At 59.8% G+C, this 18,668-nt stretch carries 21 protein-coding genes; 5 read left to right on the top strand and 16 right to left on the bottom strand.

Annotated features, from left to right (window positions below; genetic code table 11):
• The first annotated feature begins 92 nt into the window (after nt 1-92).
• Nucleotides 93-554 (top strand): helix-turn-helix domain-containing protein, encoded by a 462-nt coding sequence (locus H9529_RS17000; RefSeq protein ID WP_092891880.1) that lies wholly within the window; start codon nt 93-95, stop codon nt 552-554.
• Nucleotides 551-1,156, top strand: a complete 606-nt coding sequence (locus H9529_RS17005; protein WP_176847276.1) for a mobile mystery protein B — start codon at nt 551-553, stop codon at nt 1,154-1,156. Before H9529_RS17000 ends, H9529_RS17005 begins: the two co-directional genes overlap by 4 nt.
• Before the next feature lie 3 nt (nt 1,157-1,159).
• Here the strand turns inward: H9529_RS17005 and H9529_RS17010 are convergent, their stop codons facing one another.
• The 9 genes from H9529_RS17010 to H9529_RS17050 form a co-directional block, all read right to left on the bottom strand.
• Nucleotides 1,160-1,804 carry an antitoxin of toxin-antitoxin stability system gene (locus tag H9529_RS17010; protein WP_092891878.1) on the bottom strand — a complete coding sequence of 215 codons (645 nt, stop codon included), beginning with the start codon at nt 1,802-1,804 and terminating at the stop codon, nt 1,160-1,162.
• Nucleotides 1,797-2,216, bottom strand: a complete 420-nt coding sequence (locus tag H9529_RS17015; protein WP_092891876.1) for a hypothetical protein — start codon at nt 2,214-2,216, stop codon at nt 1,797-1,799. The genes H9529_RS17010 and H9529_RS17015 overlap by 8 nt, the downstream gene beginning before the upstream one ends.
• A 75-nt stretch (nt 2,217-2,291) precedes the next feature.
• The gene (locus tag H9529_RS17020) at nt 2,292-2,489 is read right to left on the bottom strand and encodes a hypothetical protein (RefSeq protein ID WP_092891874.1); all 198 of its coding nucleotides are present in this window, start codon (nt 2,487-2,489) and stop codon (nt 2,292-2,294) included.
• A gap of 1 nt (nt 2,490) precedes the next feature.
• A complete protein-coding gene (locus tag H9529_RS17025; protein WP_092891872.1) occupies nt 2,491-2,868 on the bottom strand; it encodes a DUF6915 family protein in 378 nt (125 codons plus the stop codon).
• A gap of 11 nt (nt 2,869-2,879) precedes the next feature.
• Nucleotides 2,880-3,371 carry a DUF6878 family protein gene (locus tag H9529_RS17030; RefSeq protein WP_092891870.1) on the bottom strand — a complete coding sequence of 164 codons (492 nt, stop codon included), beginning with the start codon at nt 3,369-3,371 and terminating at the stop codon, nt 2,880-2,882.
• Between the two features lie 104 nt (nt 3,372-3,475).
• Nucleotides 3,476-3,994, bottom strand: coding sequence for a DNA repair protein RadC (locus tag H9529_RS17035; protein ID WP_092891868.1), 519 nt, complete (start codon nt 3,992-3,994; stop codon nt 3,476-3,478).
• Between the two features lie 343 nt (nt 3,995-4,337).
• Nucleotides 4,338-5,537 carry a DUF932 domain-containing protein gene (locus H9529_RS17040; RefSeq protein WP_092891864.1) on the bottom strand — a complete coding sequence of 400 codons (1,200 nt, stop codon included), beginning with the start codon at nt 5,535-5,537 and terminating at the stop codon, nt 4,338-4,340.
• Between the two features lie 123 nt (nt 5,538-5,660).
• Entirely contained in the window at nt 5,661-6,698 is a 1,038-nt protein-coding gene (locus H9529_RS17045; protein WP_176847274.1) for a PD-(D/E)XK nuclease family protein, read from the bottom strand.
• A gap of 173 nt (nt 6,699-6,871) precedes the next feature.
• Nucleotides 6,872-7,276, bottom strand: coding sequence for a single-stranded DNA-binding protein (locus H9529_RS17050; protein WP_092891860.1), 405 nt, complete (start codon nt 7,274-7,276; stop codon nt 6,872-6,874).
• Between the two features lie 568 nt (nt 7,277-7,844).
• On the opposite strand from H9529_RS17050, the gene H9529_RS17055 reads away from it, so the two are divergent.
• From H9529_RS17055 to H9529_RS17065, 3 genes are all read left to right on the top strand, one after another.
• The gene (locus tag H9529_RS17055; RefSeq protein WP_397544910.1) at nt 7,845-8,027 is read left to right on the top strand and encodes an H-NS histone family protein; all 183 of its coding nucleotides are present in this window, start codon (nt 7,845-7,847) and stop codon (nt 8,025-8,027) included.
• 285 nt (nt 8,028-8,312) lie between these two features.
• Nucleotides 8,313-8,903, top strand: a complete 591-nt coding sequence (locus H9529_RS17060; protein ID WP_092891858.1) for a hypothetical protein — start codon at nt 8,313-8,315, stop codon at nt 8,901-8,903.
• Complete coding sequence (locus H9529_RS17065; protein ID WP_092891856.1) at nt 8,903-9,973, top strand: helix-turn-helix domain-containing protein; 1,071 nt, start codon at nt 8,903-8,905, stop codon at nt 9,971-9,973. Before H9529_RS17060 ends, H9529_RS17065 begins: the two co-directional genes overlap by 1 nt.
• Nucleotides 9,974-10,418: 445 nt before the next feature.
• Here H9529_RS17065 and H9529_RS17070 read toward each other — a convergent pair whose 3' ends face one another.
• The 7 genes from H9529_RS17070 to H9529_RS17100 form a co-directional block, all read right to left on the bottom strand.
• Nucleotides 10,419-10,583 (bottom strand): hypothetical protein, encoded by a 165-nt coding sequence (locus H9529_RS17070; RefSeq protein ID WP_165595903.1) that lies wholly within the window; start codon nt 10,581-10,583, stop codon nt 10,419-10,421.
• 384 nt (nt 10,584-10,967) lie between these two features.
• Complete coding sequence (locus H9529_RS17075; RefSeq protein ID WP_092891852.1) at nt 10,968-11,441, bottom strand: hypothetical protein; 474 nt, start codon at nt 11,439-11,441, stop codon at nt 10,968-10,970.
• A gap of 99 nt (nt 11,442-11,540) precedes the next feature.
• Nucleotides 11,541-13,718, bottom strand: a complete 2,178-nt coding sequence (locus H9529_RS17080) for a ParB/RepB/Spo0J family partition protein (RefSeq protein ID WP_092891850.1) — start codon at nt 13,716-13,718, stop codon at nt 11,541-11,543.
• A 113-nt stretch (nt 13,719-13,831) separates the two neighbouring features.
• Nucleotides 13,832-14,965 carry a helix-turn-helix domain-containing protein gene (locus H9529_RS17085; protein WP_092891848.1) on the bottom strand — a complete coding sequence of 378 codons (1,134 nt, stop codon included), beginning with the start codon at nt 14,963-14,965 and terminating at the stop codon, nt 13,832-13,834.
• A gap of 203 nt (nt 14,966-15,168) precedes the next feature.
• On the bottom strand, nt 15,169-16,092 hold the full coding sequence (locus H9529_RS17090) for a ParB/RepB/Spo0J family partition protein (RefSeq protein WP_092891846.1): 924 nt from the start codon (nt 16,090-16,092) through the stop codon (nt 15,169-15,171).
• Nucleotides 16,082-17,227: a plasmid partitioning protein RepA gene (gene repA, locus H9529_RS17095; protein WP_176847270.1), complete on the bottom strand. Its 1,146-nt coding sequence runs from the start codon at nt 17,225-17,227 to the stop codon at nt 16,082-16,084. Before repA ends, H9529_RS17090 begins: the two co-directional genes overlap by 11 nt.
• Before the next feature lie 293 nt (nt 17,228-17,520).
• A complete protein-coding gene (locus H9529_RS17100; protein ID WP_092891842.1) occupies nt 17,521-18,405 on the bottom strand; it encodes a recombinase family protein in 885 nt (294 codons plus the stop codon).
• Nucleotides 18,406-18,668 lie beyond the last annotated feature (263 nt).

The raw sequence follows: 18,668 nt of genomic DNA on the forward strand, positions 1-18,668 counted from the left end.
ATTAATGCGCAACTATGATATTGCTTACGTAGGCACTTTGCCATACAGTGGCATTGCAATACCCATGTGAATGCAAAATCTCAGGTTGGCAAATGTCCGTCTCCCGCGCGAAGCAACGTCAGGCCCAAGACCGGATCAACCAGGCTGCCAGCCTGGCAAAGTCGCTTGCAAAGCCGTTCGGCGGCTGGATCGCCACGTTTCAGGAAGCGATCGGGATGAACGCGCCCGCCCTTGCCGAACGTCTCGATGTGTCGCGCAACACGATTTACGCATCGATCAAGAATGAGCAGGCGGGAACGATCTCGCTGAACCAGCTCGAGAAGATCGCCGAAGCCATGGGCGGACGTGTCGTCTATGGCATCGTCCCACGCGAGGGCCCAGTCGAGGAGATCGTCCTGGCTCAAGCGCGCGCAAAAGCCCGCCGCATCATTCAGCGCACGCGCGCGCACATGGCGCTCGAAGAGCAAAGCGAGGGGCTGCGCAGCGAGGCCGAGATGGTCGAGGAACTGGCGGCCGACATCATCCGCGAAGGCCGACGGGATTTCTGGCAATGACGCTGGAGTTTCATGAACCCGCTGGGGCGACGCCCCTGACACCGGACGAATTGCTTGGCCTCAAGGCCAAGCACATCGCGACCCGCGGCGAGTTGAACGAGCTCGAAGGCGAGAACATCATCACCGGTCTGACTTGGCTCGACCGACGATCCAAGTCGTTCGATCTGCTGACCGATGCTGCCGTCCGCGAGATCCACAAGCGCCTCTTCGGCGAGGTCTGGGATTGGGCGGGCGTCTATCGCTTGACCGAGAAGAACATCGGCGTGCCGGTCTGGCACATTTCGACCGAGCTACGCACCTGCCTCGATGACGCTCGCTACTGGCGTGACCACAAGAGCTTTGATCGACTGGAAGCAACTGCGCGCCTTCATCATCGCTTGGTCTGGATCCATCCCTTCGCGAACGGAAACGGACGTTGGGCCCGAATCGTGGCAGACGCCTACTTGGCGAAGATCGATCCGGATATCTTCCTCGACTGGTCCGGCGGCGGAACGCTGAGCGCCGACAGTGCACACCGCTCGGCTTATATCGCGGCGCTGAGATCGGCCGATCAGCACAACTTTGATCCCCTGGTGACGCTCGTCAGGTCAATCGCCCGATAGTCCTCACCCGAACCGCCGCCCTTCTTCGGTGAAGCTGTACTCGTTCACGATGATGCCGTCCTCGATGGCCTCGTCCGAGGTGAGGTGTTCGTATTCGGCTTCAAGCTGGCGGTAGAGCCAGCGGGCCAGATCGCGCAGCGCCTCGGTCACGGTCTCCTCTGCGTCCTCGGTGGGCGGCTGCCAGGTCGGGCTGTCGCGCGTGACGTCGATCGACATGGTGTATTCGTGGCAGTAGCGGCCACGGTGGCTGACCTCGGCGGCGAGCTGGTAGAAGTTGCGCCGCTGGATCGCCTGCAGCCGGTCAGCGATACCGTGTAAGGTTGTGTCTTGGGGCGCATAGTCCCGGATGCGCGCGGCTCCGCCCTTGGCGTGGCTGAGGTATGCTTCAAAACAGGCCCCATCCCCCTGGCTCCAGAACCCTGAAAACCAGATGCAGGGCTTGGCCCGCGTCCCGCCACCCATCAGGCGGACGGGGGTGGTCTTCAGGCGGATGCCGAGGATTTCGCAGACCTGCTCAAAATCCTCGTAGACCGCATCCCACCAGTCGTCGTGGGGGCCAAGTTCGCGATACCAACTGCGGGCCTTGTCCTTGGCCGCGTCGGAAAGCTCGGGGAACTGGTAGACGGTTGTGCAGATGATCTCAGGCATCGACGTCCTCCCCGTTCAGCGCGGCGGCAAGCCACTCGTTGGTGTTGGTCCAACCAATCGTGGTGCGCTTGCCGAGGTCGATGACATGCGCGCCACCGCCAAAAGCTCCAAGCCGGGCACGAGAGCAGGTGTTGGCATATTCAAATCCCCAGAGGCCGGAGAGATCGAGATCTTCCGCAAGGCGCAGCACGAAGCGGATGACCGCCTCGACATCGCCGTGTTCGTCGTCATGGATCCAGAGGGTGTTTCCCTCGGGCGCGTCCTGATGCACGAGGGTGAAACCCGCGACCTCTAGGTCGTCTGCGTCCTGATCCGCAACGCGCAGTTCCTGGAACAGCGCAAGCGCGCGGGCAGCCTTGTCGGCACTGCCAACGTCGATCAGGCATGAGAAATGAGTGAAGTAATCCGCCATTGGGACCTCCTGAGATTGAGAAACCCGGCCAAGGGGCCGGGCGCTGGATTGAGATAAGGGGATGAGGCAAAGCGATCAGCCGGATGGCGGATCGCCTGCGGCCTGACGCGCGGCGTGTGCGCAGAGCATCTGCCGGTAGAAGCGTTTGCGCGCCGTACGGAAGCTACGCACGGCGCGCGTGTCGGGGTGCAGCGCCCGGACCGCCGCGCGCAGAACTGTCTGGGGCGAGGCCGTCGGCGGCAGATCTAGGCGCAAGTATGCTGGATCAGTCATGTCAGCTGACCTCGACCACGGGCGAGGCGAGATGCGGATCGACCTTTGCCTCGATCCGCTCGGTCCGGCCCATCCAGGGCTCGGGGCGGATCGCCTTCACCCAGTCGGCGAAGCTCGGGATGAAGCCGAGGTCTTCCTTCACATGCTGCTCGCCCACCCAACGCGTCGGGATGACGCGTCCGGTCGAGAGCGTGAGGGTCTGCCCGAAAATCGTCTCGGCCATGAAGATGCCCTCCGCATGGTGGCGCAGCGACCGGTGGCGGAAATCTGCGGTGATCCCCTTGCTCTGGTCGAACCAGGAATGCACGGCGAGGTAATCCTCGACCGTGCCGCCCCATTTCTTCACCGAGGACAGCGCGTGATGATAGGGATGTGCCATCGCTTCCCCCCTCAGAAATCATGCGTGTAGAGTCCGGACGACGTGAAACGTTCGTTGAACTCGAGGTGGATGCAGCGGGCGGAAGCGTCGAAGCAGAACTCGCCGTAGGCGCCGTCGTTGTTCTCCCAGCCTCCATGCGTGTCGGAGAGGAAGTCGTAGGCGAGTTGCTCGACGACATCCTCCAGCGACAGGCTGCGCATCTCGACCTCGGGGTCATCCCAGGTCAGCGCGGCATAGGGGATTTCGGTCGCGGGGAAATCGACAGCCGTATCGCCCGCCCAAGCGCCGATGCTTTCGATCTGGCCGCTGTCACCGGCACCGTCGAAGGTCACGGTGACATGGGTGATGCCGGCGGCCGTGAGGCCATCGAAGAGGCGACCCTTGTTGCCAGGGCGCAAGGCGAGGGTCCGGGCGGTGCGTTCGGCATGTGCGGCAAGGATCGCCCCGAAATCGACGGTGGAAGGCCGCAGCGGTGCGGCCAGAGTGGGTTCAGTCTGGGTCATGGATATCTCCGTTCAGTGAGGACAGGTCAGACCCCCCGGGTGGCGCACTCTTCTGCACCCCCGAAGGCTCAAACCCCTCACAGCCCTCCTCTGCCTCTCGGGCGTCACGCCGCGACCTGCAGCGCCCGGGTGGCGAAAGCGCGCCAGAGCGGATCGACAAGGCGGGCATCCAGAAGATCGGCACGGTGACGCAGCCGCTGCGCCAGTTCAGGCTCGTGCCAGTCAGTCGCGCGACCCGCCTGGGCGCGAAGTTGAACCGCCTCGGTCACGACGGCCCGTGCCTCAAGAGCATTGGCGACAGGGTGGCACCAAGCCACAGCGCCATGACTGGCGGCCCCGGCAAGAACCAGACGCTGGTCGCAATCAAGGATCGCCAGAAGCTGCGGCGCTGCATCAGAGCCGTTGTCCTCAACAAGCTCAAACGCCCCCTGCATAGCGTCGGCCAGTGTCGCGAAACGCTCAACGACAACGGGGGCAGCAGTGCCCGACATCAGGGCTGTCGGCGTCCGTTGCATCCGGGTCAGCGCGAAAGGCAGGCTGGGATCAGGGGTAACGGTCGGGGCACCTGGAACAGGACCCATCGGGCGTGTGCTCGGCTGAATCGGCAGGGGAAGGTCAAACATGGCAGTATCTCCAACGGCGCGGGAAGCCGCTCTCCCCGCTTCATCCGTCAAAGACCAAACCGCCGCCCTCTTCCTCGAAGGGGCGGCGGCGATAGATTTGGCCAGGGCGTCAGAGTTTGCCGAGACCACGCAGGCTCAGCTCTGTCCCGGCACCCACGATGATAGCGACCAAGGATGTCACGGGCTTCGAGGATGACGGTTTCTTCCTGGGGGGTCATGGGGGTCTCGCTGAATTGCACGCACCGAAGCCCCTGCCCTCTCGGGGCAAAGCCAACGGCGTGCATGTTGAGAAAAAGGTGCAGCGACCGCCTCGGGATCAGGCGATCGCTGCATGGGCGCTTTGTCAGCCGACCCGGTCGAGGAGCTTCTTGGCACGCCCTTCCATGTCGAGCCGGGCGTCCTGCTGGGTCTTATCGCGCGCAAGCCGCGTGATGCCCTGCACGAAGTCGAAAATGCTTTCCGGCGGGCGGCCCTCCTCCATCAGCACTTTCTCGATGATCTTGCCAGACTCGGCCTTTGAGAACCCCCGCTTGCGCAGGAAATCCGCGCGATCCTCGTCGCTGCGCGCCACGACCTGCTGCCGCGCGGCCTTGATGCCGTTCACGAACCCCTGCGGCGAGGAATTGGCAAACCGCGTCAGCGCCGGGGCCGCCTCATGGGCAAAGCGCGAGGCGGCGTATTTCGAATGCCGAATCCGGATCTCCTGAAAATCCTCGACGCCCCAGAGGTTGCGGTTCTGGCAAACCGCCCGCAGGTAAAAACTCGCCATGCCGAGGGTCTTCGCCCCAACCTCGGAATTCCAGCAGTAAAAGCCCCGGAAGTAGAGATCGGGGGAGCCATCGGGCAACTTGCCCGCCTCGATCGGATTGCGATCATCGACCAGGAACAGGAAGACATCGCGGTCCGACGCATACAGCGTGGTCGTGTCGCGGCTGATTTCGACATCGGGGTTGTAGACCCCGGTCGACCAGTCGAGCACGCCCGGCACCTTCCAGCGCGTGTCGCCGGTGCCATTGCCCGCGATGCGCTGCACCGCTTCGACCAGCTCGAAATCGTGGATGCGGCCATAGTCGGGTCCGGTCACGGCGCGCAGTTCGGTGCGGCCATCTTCCGTCTCGAAGGTTTTGACTTGCTCAGCGCGGTGGTTGGTCAGACCATACTGCAGGTTGATCCCCGCCAGCGGCGCGGGCAACTGCCGCAGATAGGACGCCGGAACGCCAACAATGCTGGCAAGCTGACCAAACGCCCAATGCGTTGGCGCAACAGGCTCTTGCGCTTTCGGCAGCATCAGATGCAACCGTTCGGGGTTGTCGCGCGCCGCCTCGACCCGGATGTCCGCAGTCTGCACCACCCGGCTCCGGCTGCGCTCGGAGCGACCCTTCACATTGGCCCAGAGATCGTCGAGCGAGAGATACCGCTCGTCATCAGGCCGGTTGAACCATTCGGACGACACCCGCCCGTTCCGCTCACCCCGGCTCACGTCCACTTTCCAGCCACCAGCACGCGTCGGCGCGACCGGATCCAAAACTTCTACAACACTCATCGGATATCTCCTGCAACGGGCGCCGGGAGCCACTCTCCCAGCCTTCAACCCGTCACCGGAAACCCGGCACTCCTCGGACTCTAAAAATGCGGATACCCACCATCAGTCTGAGAGCAAGACCAATCAGGGGAGCTTTTTGTCGGGTACCAGTGCAGCCCAGCCACGCACAGCGTCTTGGTGTGAGATTAACCATTCGCGCAAGGAACGGGTTGCGACAATCCCTGTGCGCACGGACTCAATCTGCTCATCAAAGGGAGTGAAATGGTCCAACGCCGGAGTTGGCACGACCAGCATCAGACCGGCGCGCCCTGAGTTACGCTTGTTTACCGTTGGGACAGCACGGATGCCCGTTCCGGCCAAATCTGCCGAGATTTGGGCAGCAAGTTCATTAAAATGATCGCCCCACGTGTAGAAGTTGATATTGGCATTTGCCTCGCGAAGCTGATGGACGATCCGCATCTGCGGCAAGAATGTCCATTTCGGTAGGGTTTCTGGAGCGAAGATCATGGTCACACTGTCGGCGGCGCTTTCGCGCAGCATCGAGGGTCCAGGGACGAGCTCAGGTGCGGTTTCGCGCAACAGCGCGACATAACGTTCCGTAAATTGCCGCTTGGCTGGATGGACAACCTGAGTATAGCCGCGCCGCTGTTTTTCGATAGCCTGCCGCATCATGCTAGCGCGATGCGCAAGCCGACCACCCAATTCGCCTGTCTCACGAGCGGCGCGGGTTTCAAAAAACTTGGCGAGACTTTCGTAGCTGATTGCATGGTCGAAACCCGCGGCGAAGACCGCATTTGCAGCGCGATATTCCTGCGGACAAACAAGGATCGTGCGTACCAGATGATAACCAGCCGCCTGTTCGACAGCTTCAGCACGATAGGATTCGGCCTGACGTGGCTGTTCAGATGTGTCGAGTTTGTTCTCGATCAACAACAGGACATCCCCGGCATTCGTCTGCACCCGAACCGAAATATCGATCTCGCGTCGACTGTGGATGCGGCGCACGGAGTGCATGACCGACGCGTGCTCAACTACCAATTCACTTAGGCTGATAGATCTTAGTATGGCCAAAATGAACAAAGGTGAGGCAGCAAATTCCTCGACTAGCAGTAGGTCTATATCACGCTCAGTGGCGTGGGTCAGGACAAGCATTTCGTTCATACACAGCACCTCAGTCAGCAAGTTGTGCAACAACGACATGCGAATGTGGCATTGCTCGGGCGGGACGGTGACCAGTCTACTATTCGGTCCACTTCGTGACTAAAATGAAGGCAGGTCGCTTAAGCCGAACCCGGCGGGTAACCCCGCCGGGCTCGAGGGGGAGACCCCGTTCCTCAGAACGGGATCTCGTCGTCGCGGTCGACCAGCTCGGGGTTTTCGTTCTCGGTCGACTTCGGGCGGCTCAGGAAGTCGACCTTCTCGGCGATGATCTCGCAGCCGTAGCGGTCGTTCCCCATGCTGTCGATCCACTTGCTGTAGTGGATACGGCCGTGGACGAGGACCTTCATGCCCTTTTCGCAATGCTCCGCGACAGTCTTGCCGAGACCGTTGAAGCAGGTGATGCGGTGCCATTCGGTATCCATGACCCGGTAGCCGTTGTCGTCGCGCAGCACGCGACCTTCCGAGAGGCGGGGGCGCGAGGTAGCGAGGCTGAAGTTGGTGATGTTGGTGCCGCCCTGAGTGGTGCGGGTTTCGGGTTTCTGACCGATGTTGCCGGCGAGGATGACGATGTTCTGCATGATAAGCTCCTGTGTTTCCTGTCTTCGGGACCGTCCCTTCGACAAAACCCTGAAAAAGCCCGTCGGGTGACGCGTGCACGGTGGACAGCATGGACGCCGGAAACCCCCAAAGGACCGGGGTGGAGCGGGCAGGACGCCACAGGCGGCCAACTCGGCCCGGGCTGACGCGGGGTTGCCCGCAGGAGGCCGAACGGGATTAGGGGATTGTCAGTCGAAGGGATGGAACAGAAGTCAGAGTGGCGCGGGGAGCCCATGCCAGACCCTGTCATCTTGCCAATCGGGACTGCCTGAACCGAAGCCCAGCACCCACACAGGCGGCAGAGACAATGGATCAACCAAACCCTTGTCTCCTGCCACCTGTATACGGGAGTTGCGGGCCCATGCCGCGGCGGGCTATCGATACCGGAACATTCAGTACACAAGGCATAATACGGCTGATTACGATCTCGAGGCGCTGTCGCTTAGCGAGCTGAACAAAATGCAGAAGGACGTCGCCAAGGCGATCTCCACCTAACAGGATCGACAAAAGGCGGAAGCCCGCGCCAAGGTAGAAGCTGTGGTCAGAGAAATGGGCTACTGCCTGGCGGAACTGGTCGGGAAAGATAGCAAACCCAAGCGCGCCCCAGTCGCACCAAAGTACCAGCAATCTGACAACCCGGCCATCACCTGGTCCGGTCGTGGGCGTAAACCGCAGTGGTTCGTGGACGCGATGGCTGCTGGCACAACCGTCGGTGATCCGGAAATCAGCTGAAAGATCACCAACCCTGCGGCCAGAGAGCCCGAGGCTGCGCGTTGCCTGATCCGGTCATTCGGGCCTAGCGCCCGCGCAGAACAGTAGCGGCCTCATCTGGGCGCTCGGTGTGACTGTCCTGCCCCTTCGAGCGCCCATCAGAGATGGCGAAAAGCGGTCATTGATGTAGATAAGAAGTGGGTCCTACCTCATAAGAACCACCCTCAGAATTGAATTGTGAATAATTTGTCGTTGCTTTTGTAAATTGCATGCCGTATCTTAACGACAAAATCATAGGGGCCGAGCATGCCGATTCCAAATCAGGCTGTCGTCAAGCCGATCATTGACGAAATCCGCGACTCGATTGTCGCCATAATCCACGAATCTTGGGATGATTGGATGGCCAGCGATTTCGTTGGCGTGTGGCGTTGCAAACGTAGCCGTGCGAATTTCGTTTGGGAACAGATCATCGGCAAAGCGCATGCCGAACTCACGGACCTTGATGGTGTTCACATCATCGAGGGCACCGAAACACTTAAATTCATGATGCAGGATCAAGTTCTTTTCCGGTTCAAAAAGGCGGACGGTGCAGGACGCACTGCAAACGTTGCCACGCAGATGGCACTCGCCTTTCACAATCACGAGCAAGATCTGCTTGGCTTGCCGGAAGTTCAGCGCGTCGAGGTCGTCTACAAACTGAATAAGTTGGAAACAGCTGTGAGCGACATTTGTGTGGTTGCTCGTGATGGCAACCGTGTTGCTTGGGAGTATAGTTTGCTGGATGCCGCTGATGTGGTAATTCCCCTGCCGATGCCCGAGCCGGAACCAGCGCGTCCCGCCGCGAAGATTGTCAAACTTAAAGGCGCATCCGACGAGCGCAAACAGCGCGATAAGTGATGCATACCAGTTTCAATCAAGACCTGCTGCGTATAGCGCGGCAGGCTCGCGGATGGAGTCAATCCGAGTTATCTCGCCGTTCGGGAGTATCGCAAGCGAACCTCTCTAAACTTGAAAACGGACTTATTGGGCCAACTGAGGACGTGCTTGGAACCGTAAGTGCTACTCTCGGCTTCCCCCAAAGCTTCTTCTTCCAGAACGACCGTGTCATCGGCTTGCCGATGAGTGTCCAATACCGGAAGCGTGCAAGTGTTGGTCAGAAAGCTATTGAGCAACTCGAAGCGGAGTTGAATATCAGAATTCTTCACATCAGGCGGTTATTGGATGCAGCCGACCTTGAGCCAGAGTTGGCGTTGCCCCGTTTGGACGTCGACGAATACGACGGCGACCCTTCGAGAATTGCCGAACTCGTGCGGCGTACTTGGCTGGCACCCAGCGGTCCAATCCGAGACTTGGTTGGATGGGTGGAGCGGGCCGGTTGCATTGTTGTGCATTGCGACTTTGCTGCTTTGAAAGTCGATGGCTTCACAGTCCAGATAGCAGATATGCCCCCGTGCATATTCCTGAACCGTAACCAACCGGCTGACCGGCAGCGGTTTAGCCTTGCGCATGAACTTGGTCATGTCGTCATGCACCGCGTCCCATCACCAGAAATGGAAGATGAGGCGAACGAATTTGCTGCTGCGCTGCTGATGCCTGCTCGCGATATTCGCTCGCACCTCTCGGGTCGCCCTCTCACCATTCAAAGGCTCGCGGGTTTAAAGCCAATTTGGCATGTTTCGATGGCTGCGCTTCTCGTGCGAGCAACGACAATAGGCGCTATCACCGCAAACCAGAGTCAGTACCTATGGCGGCAAATAAGTTCCATGGGGTATCGCCGTACTGAGCCACCAGAACTTGATTTCAAACCGGAGGAGCCAACTGTTCTGCCGGAAATAATCAGGCTTCACCTTGATGAACTCGGCTACGATGTATCTGATCTTGCAGAAGTGTTGCGCTCGACAGAGGACGATGTAAAAACGCTCCACCCGCTTCCGGCATTAAACGGACACCTTCGAGTGGTAAAGTAGCCGCTTCAAGTTCATGTAAGGTTTGGACATGCCACGGTTTCGCGCCGCCCCAAGTGCCCATTGAGCTCACCTTTTCATAGAAAGCGACGGGCTTGTCCAGGCCAGTGTTGAGTTGCGGCGACATCGGCGGGGGAATTGTATGCAGGAAGGATCAGTTGCATATGTCCGCGAAAAGTGAGTTCAAACCTCCAGGCTTTGAGCGCAAACGGCAGATGTTAGCAGTGCGGGCTGCGGGTGCTGCATCAAGCGGCCGTGGTCAACGTCCGCATTGGGCAGGACACGTCGATATTCTCGGCGTTGTGGCAGTTGCGTTGCGACTGGCATCTCTGCAGCTTCAGGCCGTTTGGCGCTGCATCATCGACCGTCCGCAGTTCCTCGCCGGTGCGCAGACGCGGCAAGAGGCGCGTCTGCGCCTCCGTATGAGCTTGGCGAGGTAACCGTGGGCCTAAGCCCACGGGTCGATCTCAACCAGCACCTGAACCTCGTCGCCGTCGATTTCATCGGCGGGGACGGCGCCGAAGGATCCATCCCCTGCCTGGAAGACGACGATCGAGACCATGAGCGTGGCGGCGAGGGAGGCGGCGAAGGCGTGTGCATCTTTGCGGGACATCTGTTTGGCTCCTGTCTTGGAGGCGGGGGACCATCCCCCGCGCGACAGGACCCCGAAGGCCCGAAGACTGGCTGACATCACCGGGTGCGTTCGGCTTGCCCGAATCCATCCGGCGGCACGGGCTTGCCCGTAGTCCGACCCCTCGTGGGTTGATTTTGAGCCCAGGATTCGGGCCAAGGAAGGGAATGGCGAGCGGGGGATGGTGCCCTGACGACTGGAGCCGGTTGTCCCGCTGATGCTTTTGCCGCCAGCCTCTCGGCCAAGCTCTTGATTGAAGACTTTGTTGCTTGGGGATGGCTCCTTTGGCGCCCCGCGACTTCGCGGGACAAGGTTGTGATGGATGAGAGGCCCGCGCTTGGGCGGGCCTCTCGGTTTCAGTTGGGCTCAGGCGGCCAGGTCCGCGCCCCCTGCCCTGTCGTTGCTTTCATCGCCGACCATTTCAAGTCGCGCATTGCGATATCCTTCCTTGGCGATCCAGAGCTCGGCCGCAGTGACGGACTCCGCCAGATGCAGCAGCTCGGTGTTGCCACCAAAGTCCAGAAGCACGCGCACCTGCCCGGGCTTCGGTACCTCAGCGACCTCGAAGACGAGGGTGCTGTCAGCAGAATGGCTGCGCATGATGGTGACCAGTATGACCCCGTCTGACGAGAAGTTGCCCTCATGCAGCGTGAACGACGCGGGAGCCGTCCATGTCGGATAAGGCCGGGGTGGTTCCTTTTTCACAAGGCGGCCTACACCGTTCGAACGCTCCCAGGCCGCCAGCTTCTTGGTGAAGCGTGCCGGTGGCTTGGGGCTGCCGTCCGTGTAGCGAATGAGCGCCCCGAGGGGTGCGGTGTCGATGATGGTTGTTGCAGACATGATTCCTCATTCCGAATGCCAGAAATCGCATTCATCTTTTTGATATTGTTAAATTATAGGGTGACGGGGGGCGGAATGCCCGCCCCCCGCTGGATCACGTTATTCGGCGGCCAGCATCGACGCGCCTTCAGCAGGCAGGTCATCCGTCAGGAACGCGGGAAGGTCAGCGTCACTGACGCTGTTAGCCGCTTCGGCATCCGCGCCCTGCCCGTCGGCACAGTCCTCACCGTCCAGCGCCACGAGGTCATTCCGGCGCAGGACCTCGGGCAACCAGCCGCTGCCCTTCAGCAAGCGCTCGGCCTCACTGGCCATCTCGCCCTTCTTCAGGTGATCGAGAAGCTGGGCAGTCCCCTCCCCTTTCGCTTCGCGCACAGCCTCAAGGATGCGGGCCTTGGGCACGCGGTTGAGATAGGTGTCCACCGTCGGCTCCCAGCCCGCCTCGACCATGTCGAGATCGACTGCCTGTGCCACGAGATCGGCATGCGCCATACGACGCGTCAGACCGCTGGCCGAGATGCCTGCCCCGTATGGGTTCACCTTCTCATGCAGCGCGTTTATGCCGAAGCTCAGGCAATGCGCCAGCAGAGCCAGACGGCTGCCTTGGTCGAGGACACTCAAATAACCCCAGAGGGCCGCATCATCGCCAAGCGGCAGATCGGCTTCCCATTCCGCGTGACGCTCGTCGACCAGCTTGGCCACCACGCTGTCCTTCAGATCGGGCGCCTGCGCCGACATGTAGACGTGACGCACTGAGGCTTCGAGACAGCTGCCCGAAGCTGAGGAAGTGCGGAAGGTGTCCGTCACAAGCTTCATGAGCAGAAGCGTCAGCGCGACATCCGGCGAGCGCCCGATCGCTTCACGCAGCGCCAGCGTTCGGTGGGCCGTCAACTCCATGACCAACCGCTCGGGTAGTGGCTTCAGCGCTCCGTCATCCTCATCCTCCGGCAGGTCGCCGCCAATCGGCTGGCCTCCCGACATGATGACGGTTCCGATATGGGCGGCACTGGCATGGCCATCGGCGAGATCACGATCATCCCCCTGCCCCGCCACCGCAGGATCTCCACCGTCCTGGACCGCGGTCTCCTCAACGGGCTCATCCACTGGACGCACATAGCCGCGATAGACTGCCAGCGCACCGTAGCGGTCGAGCGTGACGAACGCCCCTGCCCGCCCGATCTCTGTCGGATCGAAGATCAACGGCCGGGTCTCGATCCTTTCCATCTCCGTTTCCAACACGCCAAGCCGTGTGTCGATCTCGTCAGGCAATTCATCCTGACCCGTGTACTCTTCTTCCAGCGCCCGATACTCGGCGAGCAGCCTTGCATGAGCCGCACCTTCGTCATCTGTCATTGGTGCCGGATCGCCGGACAGGGACCGCAGGCCGTGGCTGTAGCCATAGTGCAAGTCAAGCGCGACCTCGATCCACTTCCAGCCCTCAACTGCAATCATCTCAGCCGCGGCCTGGAGTTTTTCCGTCACCAGTCGATCGAGTAGGGCAGGGTCTTCGAGCCAACCGCCGTCATCGCCCTGGAAGAGGTCATGCAGCATCGTGCCACCCGTCGCTTCATAAGCCTCAACACCCACAAAGACCGCGCGTCGGTCGGACGCCCGGACTGAGGTCTCGGTCAGCATGCGCCGGATTTGGAATGGCTCCTTGTTCCAGGATGAATGGATCACATCCCAGACCTGAACCTGACGCGCGTGATCGGGGTTCACGGTGAAGGCCATGAGCTGCTCCAGTGTCATGCCATCCTCGGCATAGATCTCAAGCAGGGCAGGGGCGACGGAAGCGAGTTTCAGGCGCTGCTTCACGATCTGCGGCGTCACGAAGAAGGCCGCGGCAATCTCTGCATCGCTCTGACCCTTGTCCCGCAGCGCCACAAACGCGCGGAACTGGTCGAGCGGGTGCAGGGCGACTCGCTGCATGTTTTCTGCAAGGGAATCGTCCTCGGCAAGGATGTCGGACCTCACGTCTCGCACGATGCATGGAATGGGCGTCGTCTTCGCCAAACGCTTCTGCTTCACGAGCAAGGACAAGGCTTGGAAGCGACGGCCACCGGCAGGGATTTCGAACTTGCCAATCTCGGTCCCATCATCGCCCAGCACTGGCCGTACGCTCAAGCTCTGCAAGAGACCGCGGCGGGCGATGTCTTCGGCCAGTTCCTCGACGGACACGCCAGCTTTGATGCGCCGCACATTGGACTGGCTTAACGCGAGCTTGTCGAAAGGGATATCCCACGAAGGGGACAGGGTGATTTTCTGGATAGTTTTCGTCATCAGATCTTCTCCACGACGGGCGCCGGAAGCCACTCTCCCGATCTCACTTCCCGTCACCCTCAAACCAACACTCCTTTCCCTCTCACGGTGGATCTTGACCGCGGTCAAGAAGCTCATATTGGAGCAAGTTGTGTGCGTAAGATCCTTCCAAAATAGGCATCAGGGTGTTTGATCGTGCCTGCTCTAGCTATGAGGTAATCGAAAACGAGAAGCAGTGTTCCAGCGCCAGCTTTCTGGATGCCATGTCTCAGCTCGTCCTGGCTTATTCTAAGCAATCGACCGAGGTCGTATAGAATGCGGGTAAGGGCTTCTCCTGTGCGCGGCGGTTCTGGGAAAAATCCCGCAACATGGGTGAAGTCCTCCCATGCCATCCTTGCTGGGTCTCGGTTCATCGTAGGTTTGGTTTGCGCGGTTTGTTTACTGCTATGGTCCGTTGCGGGAGCAATCTTCTTAATATCTTTTTTTATAGACTCTATGTGCCGGACATTTTGTCCGTTTGTGGCGGGCAGATCGTCGGAATCTGGTAAATGCGGTCGGTGTTTTACAGCTTGTAAATTATCTTCGGCACCAGCTTCTGTAGCGGTGTGGTGTTCACCGTAGCTTGCGGGGGTATCGGCTCCGAGTGCTCTAAGTTCCGAGATAACGCTCAGGACTGCATCAACAGTTAATGTTGCTCGACGCAGGACTTTTCTGATCATGTTGAGGGTAGAGAGCTTTGCTTCATCGAAGCGCGTCTGTTGAAGTAGCGATGCACGTAGGGCCAGCGCCTCAGCCTTCAGTGAGCGGATGCGCTCGCGTTCTTCGGTGAGCTGCAAGGCTTGTGTCGCGAGCGAGCCGTACCTCTGGATCAAGGGCTTCAGGTTGATACCGAAGGCATCTCTGATAACGCCTCCATACCGCAGCGGAAAGCGTTTGCCATTTGCTGAGTTCTTGCGTTCGATCAGTTCAGCAGCTGAGAGGCGTTTCAGGCTGCGTCGAAGTGTTCGCTCATCGAGCCCATTGGCGCGCTCTGACAGAGAAGCGTTCGATGGGAACACGACAGTGAGCGTAAGTCGCTGGCTGTCGTGAATCTCACGTTCTTTGCGGGGTAGGAAGCTAATGAGCGCGGTCAGAACGGCAAGGTCATTGGTTGTGAGGCCGAGCTCCTTCCTTAGAATGCGAACCGGGCCCAGAAGCTCATAGGGGTTAGAGCAGGGCAGAGATGTCCGTTCCGCCAGGGCGGTTGTTGTTTCAGTTGCATGTCTCATGGTGTTTCGGAAGAAAAAGCTTCCCCGTTCACCGCGAGCGGTGTTGAAATCGATTCGTTTTGGGGGTATCAATCAGGTGTCGAGACTGATTGAGGCCCTTCGGAAGCATCGCTTTCGGGGGGTCTTTCTTTTTCTAGCCGGTCCTCCTTTCGTTTTCTGCTCGTTGCTTTTGATGTCTTGACCGCGGTCAAGACACGGGGTCGTCACTTTGGCCCGTCTTGGCCGCGGTCAAGTAGCTCTGTGACTAGCTTCCGGACTGCCTCCTCAACCCGTGGGGCAAGATCAGCGTCCACATCGATTGTGATGCGGTTGCCCTTGCGGCCGATCTTCACGCGCTCACTGGGATGTGTCTCCTGCGTCGACGGTTTGGTGGTCGTCAGCAAGGTAACCGCCGTTTCGAGACGGTTGGGGCCCGGTATGTTGCGAGGGATTTCGCTGGCAACTTCTCGGGCTCTCACGACGTCTTTCTCGCACAGCCTGAAAAGCTTTTCCCAAACTCTTCGACCAACGCCGTGTGCAGGTCCGATAGCCTGGATCAGTTCCATCGGGATGCCCGTAGCGATACGGTTCATCCGCGAGACGAGCGATTCATCGATCTGAAGTGCCCGATACGCGATCGTCTGAGCGTTCTTGCGCGTCTCGTCGGTTTTCCCAAGTTCTCGAATGATTCCGGTGACAAACAGGGCCCTTTCGATGAACGATGGATCTTGGCGGGCATTATTTTCCACGCCTTGGGCAATGAGAGCTTCCTCGTCGGTCATCTCCATGACCGTGGCGCGCACTTTCTGACCAAGTTGGCGACAGGCGAGAAGCCTACGGCGACCGTAGACGATCTCAAGCGCACCGTCCTGGGTTCGGCGAACCAGCACTGGAACCTTTTGACCGTGCTCGCGGATCGACGAGACAAGTTCATCCAGACCATCGCTTGGATCGATGCGGTCCATTACCGCGGACATCCGTATGGCGGCCGGGTCGATCAGTCGCGTGGCGTGTTTATCCTCTTCGAGCACGGATGCTTGTGCGCGAGCTACAGTCGGGCTCGTTCGCTTCACATCCAGATCCTCGTCCGAAGGCGGCGTTTTGCCCATCGCGTTCTTGAGTGAGTCCCCGAAGACCTTACGCGCCATGGCTACGCCCCCATGCTTTCAGGATTTCGCGTTCGACTTCGTCGGTCACGCGCGAGACGGACTCGATCGCGCGCTCGTAAGTTCTGCGGTTCACGTCGCGAGGTTCGACCTCGAAGATGCTCTGTTGTGTGTTCGCAGCATCACCCACGGCTGTTGATTTCAGGAACTCTGCAGACAGCACGGCATCCCCGAGGACTGTCCGAAGCAGAGACGAAATCTGCACCTGCGGACCATCCGTGTTTTCGTAGCGGGTGATCAAAACTCGCACGAAGTTCAGTCCATGTTCCGGGGCGTGTGCCTCGACGACGCCCATCAGGTTGCTCGCCATGCCCAGAAAGCTCGCCAGCGACATGACATCGAGCATCGACGCGTTGAGTGGGATCAGGACCCCGGTCGATGCAAAGAGGGCAGAGATCACCGAGAAGTTCAGCTGCGGTGGGGTGTCAAATATCACCACATCATATTGGTTGAGGACGGGCTCAAGCGCTTCCCGGATGCGGCTATGGAACGTGGTGGCGCCGTGTCTGAAGCTCAAGGCGACCTCGAACTCGTACTCCATGATGTCCATGGATGCCGGGATCAGATCCACGGTCGGGAAGTTCGTTTTGCGAATGATCTCTGCTGCGGGCAGTGGATCATCGGATCGGATAAGATCGTATGAAGTCGGCATATCCGGATCGAGCTCGGGAGTAACTCCGAACAGGTTTGTCAGACTTGCCTGGCTGTCGAGGTCGATCAGCAAGACCCGGTAGCCGCGTAGACCCAGTAGCTGCCCTACATGGGCAACAGATGACGTCTTGGCGGAGCCACCCTTCAGATTGAAGATCGTCAAGACCTGACAAGCCTCTCCCGGTCTTCTGTGCGGGTGTTCTTCTGGCTTGATCCTTCCAGTCTCGAGAAGTACGCGTTGTGCCTCGACCATCTCCTCTGCAGAGAAGCTACGGCGGTTGCCGCTCTCCAAGACACCTTCGGGAAAGCCTTCGAGGTTTGACACATGATGGCGGAAGGTGTTCTGATTAATGCGAAGCAGTTCAGCCGCTTCCCGCATGGCGAAGCGGCGGAGGCCCTTCTGAGCGTCCGGTGGGAAGGTTTCCTGCGCATGTTCACGCAACCGACTACCAAGCCGCTTGGACATGACTTCAAATCTCTGGGAGGCCCGTATCCCGTTCATCACTGCCCTCAAGTCTTTATTGTTTTGCAAAGCTTAACAGATATTGTGGATAAATCCAGACCAAACCGTTGAGCGGCCTGAGGGCGTTGAAGGCACCTATTTCTGTCGATAGTAAACTGTTAAAAATCAGCGTCTTGGGCGACTGCGCTCTCACTCTACTTCAACACCTCGTTGCTAGCTACGAGGTGACCACAAGATGTATTGTGAGTGCGTACAGAAATCAGGCGGCAGAATCGGATGGGCGATTCTCCGGGACCTCAGTCGAGCAAGCCCAGCCTCTCGGCCCGCTCCAGCAGCATCTTCACCGACGAAGGCTGCCAGCTTGTCCGCCCGCGGGGCGTGCGCTCGCGCATCGCCTCCAGCCGATCACAGATAGCCTGAAGCGTGATGTCGGGATCTGCGCCCTTGATACCTGCAATAATGGCGGGCAGGCGGTCGTCTGTTTCGCGGCGCCCGGCGCGGGCCAGCACGGTCTCGGGCAGGAAGCCGTCGCGGACATAAGCCTTCACGGCGCGCAACAGGCGGCTTTGCGTCCAGCGCCGGGCCTCGGGCAAGGGGCCGTTGATGATGCGCAACACGTCCTCCCAGGCCAAGTCGGGGCGCAACCGGCGCACATGGGGCACCCAATCTTGTGCCGTCTCATTCAGACGCTCCATGTAGCCGTCCTGTCGCGCCAGCCGCACCTTACGAAGAGCGGCAGGGTCTTTGGCCCGCAGTCCGGGGTTCCCGCCGACCCGGCCCTTGGTACGGGCGCTCGCCAGCCCCGCTTTGGTACGTTCGCGGATCAGCGCCCGCTCGAACTCGGCCGCGGCGCCCAGAACCTGCAGCGTGAACTTGCCTTGCGGGGATGCGGTGTCGATCGGGTCTAGGATGGAGCGGAAGAACGCACCCTTGGCCTCCAGCCGCTCGATCACCTCCAGTAGATGCGACAGCGACCGCGCCAGCCGGTCGATCCGAACGACGACCAGCGTGTCGCCCTTGGTCACGCGCTCCAACACGCGCGCAAGGACCGGCCGCGCCCGATTTCCGCCCGAGGCCTGTTCTTCATGGATCTCGGCACAACCCGCAGATTTCAGGGCCTGCGACTGGGGCAGGGGGGTTTGATCCTCGGTTGAAACGCGCGCGTAGCCTATCAATGGCATCAAAACAGGCCTTTTGCAGTTTCATGTATCGCTAATAAACGACCGTTTGTAAGCAAGCTTAATGGCGTGCGCTGTGGCGCTGCTCAGTAGAAACCCTGTGGTTTCCACACGGCCAGCGCGATCACAGTGCTCTCTCAGACCATCGCGCACGCGTGCTATGTAGGGGTTGTGGGCACTCTCTGAGAAAGCCCTAGAGTAAATGGCAAAATCGCCACATTTTGCACATATTGAATCTTAAGTACCTTTTAAGTATGTTGAAGCTC

The organism is Roseicitreum antarcticum (assembly GCF_014681765.1).
GTDB classification, from domain to species: Bacteria; Pseudomonadota; Alphaproteobacteria; order Rhodobacterales; family Rhodobacteraceae; genus Roseicitreum; species Roseicitreum antarcticum.

What these genes read in the sequence shown, in the direction of transcription:
- H9529_RS17075 (WP_092891852.1), bottom strand. Translation starts at nt 11,441, where the DNA reads ATGTCTGCAACAACCATCATCGACACCGCACCCCTCGGGGCGCTCATT.
- H9529_RS17055 (WP_397544910.1), top strand. Translation starts at nt 7,845, where the DNA reads ATGGGCTACTGCCTGGCGGAACTGGTCGGGAAAGATAGCAAACCCAAG.
- H9529_RS17100 (WP_092891842.1), bottom strand. Translation starts at nt 18,405, where the DNA reads ATGCCATTGATAGGCTACGCGCGCGTTTCAACCGAGGATCAAACCCCC.
- H9529_RS17000 (WP_092891880.1), top strand. Translation starts at nt 93, where the DNA reads ATGTCCGTCTCCCGCGCGAAGCAACGTCAGGCCCAAGACCGGATCAAC.
- H9529_RS17020 (WP_092891874.1), bottom strand. Translation starts at nt 2,489, where the DNA reads ATGACTGATCCAGCATACTTGCGCCTAGATCTGCCGCCGACGGCCTCG.
- H9529_RS17035 (WP_092891868.1), bottom strand. Translation starts at nt 3,994, where the DNA reads ATGTTTGACCTTCCCCTGCCGATTCAGCCGAGCACACGCCCGATGGGT.
- H9529_RS17065 (WP_092891856.1), top strand. Translation starts at nt 8,903, where the DNA reads ATGCATACCAGTTTCAATCAAGACCTGCTGCGTATAGCGCGGCAGGCT.
- H9529_RS17025 (WP_092891872.1), bottom strand. Translation starts at nt 2,868, where the DNA reads ATGGCACATCCCTATCATCACGCGCTGTCCTCGGTGAAGAAATGGGGC.
- H9529_RS17005 (WP_176847276.1), top strand. Translation starts at nt 551, where the DNA reads ATGACGCTGGAGTTTCATGAACCCGCTGGGGCGACGCCCCTGACACCG.
- repA (WP_176847270.1), bottom strand. Translation starts at nt 17,227, where the DNA reads ATGTCCAAGCGGCTTGGTAGTCGGTTGCGTGAACATGCGCAGGAAACC.
- H9529_RS17045 (WP_176847274.1), bottom strand. Translation starts at nt 6,698, where the DNA reads ATGAACGAAATGCTTGTCCTGACCCACGCCACTGAGCGTGATATAGAC.
- H9529_RS17015 (WP_092891876.1), bottom strand. Translation starts at nt 2,216, where the DNA reads ATGGCGGATTACTTCACTCATTTCTCATGCCTGATCGACGTTGGCAGT.
- H9529_RS17085 (WP_092891848.1), bottom strand. Translation starts at nt 14,965, where the DNA reads ATGAGACATGCAACTGAAACAACAACCGCCCTGGCGGAACGGACATCT.
- H9529_RS17040 (WP_092891864.1), bottom strand. Translation starts at nt 5,537, where the DNA reads ATGAGTGTTGTAGAAGTTTTGGATCCGGTCGCGCCGACGCGTGCTGGT.
- H9529_RS17050 (WP_092891860.1), bottom strand. Translation starts at nt 7,276, where the DNA reads ATGCAGAACATCGTCATCCTCGCCGGCAACATCGGTCAGAAACCCGAA.
- H9529_RS17010 (WP_092891878.1), bottom strand. Translation starts at nt 1,804, where the DNA reads ATGCCTGAGATCATCTGCACAACCGTCTACCAGTTCCCCGAGCTTTCC.
- H9529_RS17090 (WP_092891846.1), bottom strand. Translation starts at nt 16,092, where the DNA reads ATGGCGCGTAAGGTCTTCGGGGACTCACTCAAGAACGCGATGGGCAAA.
- H9529_RS17070 (WP_165595903.1), bottom strand. Translation starts at nt 10,583, where the DNA reads ATGTCCCGCAAAGATGCACACGCCTTCGCCGCCTCCCTCGCCGCCACG.
- H9529_RS17080 (WP_092891850.1), bottom strand. Translation starts at nt 13,718, where the DNA reads ATGACGAAAACTATCCAGAAAATCACCCTGTCCCCTTCGTGGGATATC.
- H9529_RS17060 (WP_092891858.1), top strand. Translation starts at nt 8,313, where the DNA reads ATGCCGATTCCAAATCAGGCTGTCGTCAAGCCGATCATTGACGAAATC.
- H9529_RS17030 (WP_092891870.1), bottom strand. Translation starts at nt 3,371, where the DNA reads ATGACCCAGACTGAACCCACTCTGGCCGCACCGCTGCGGCCTTCCACC.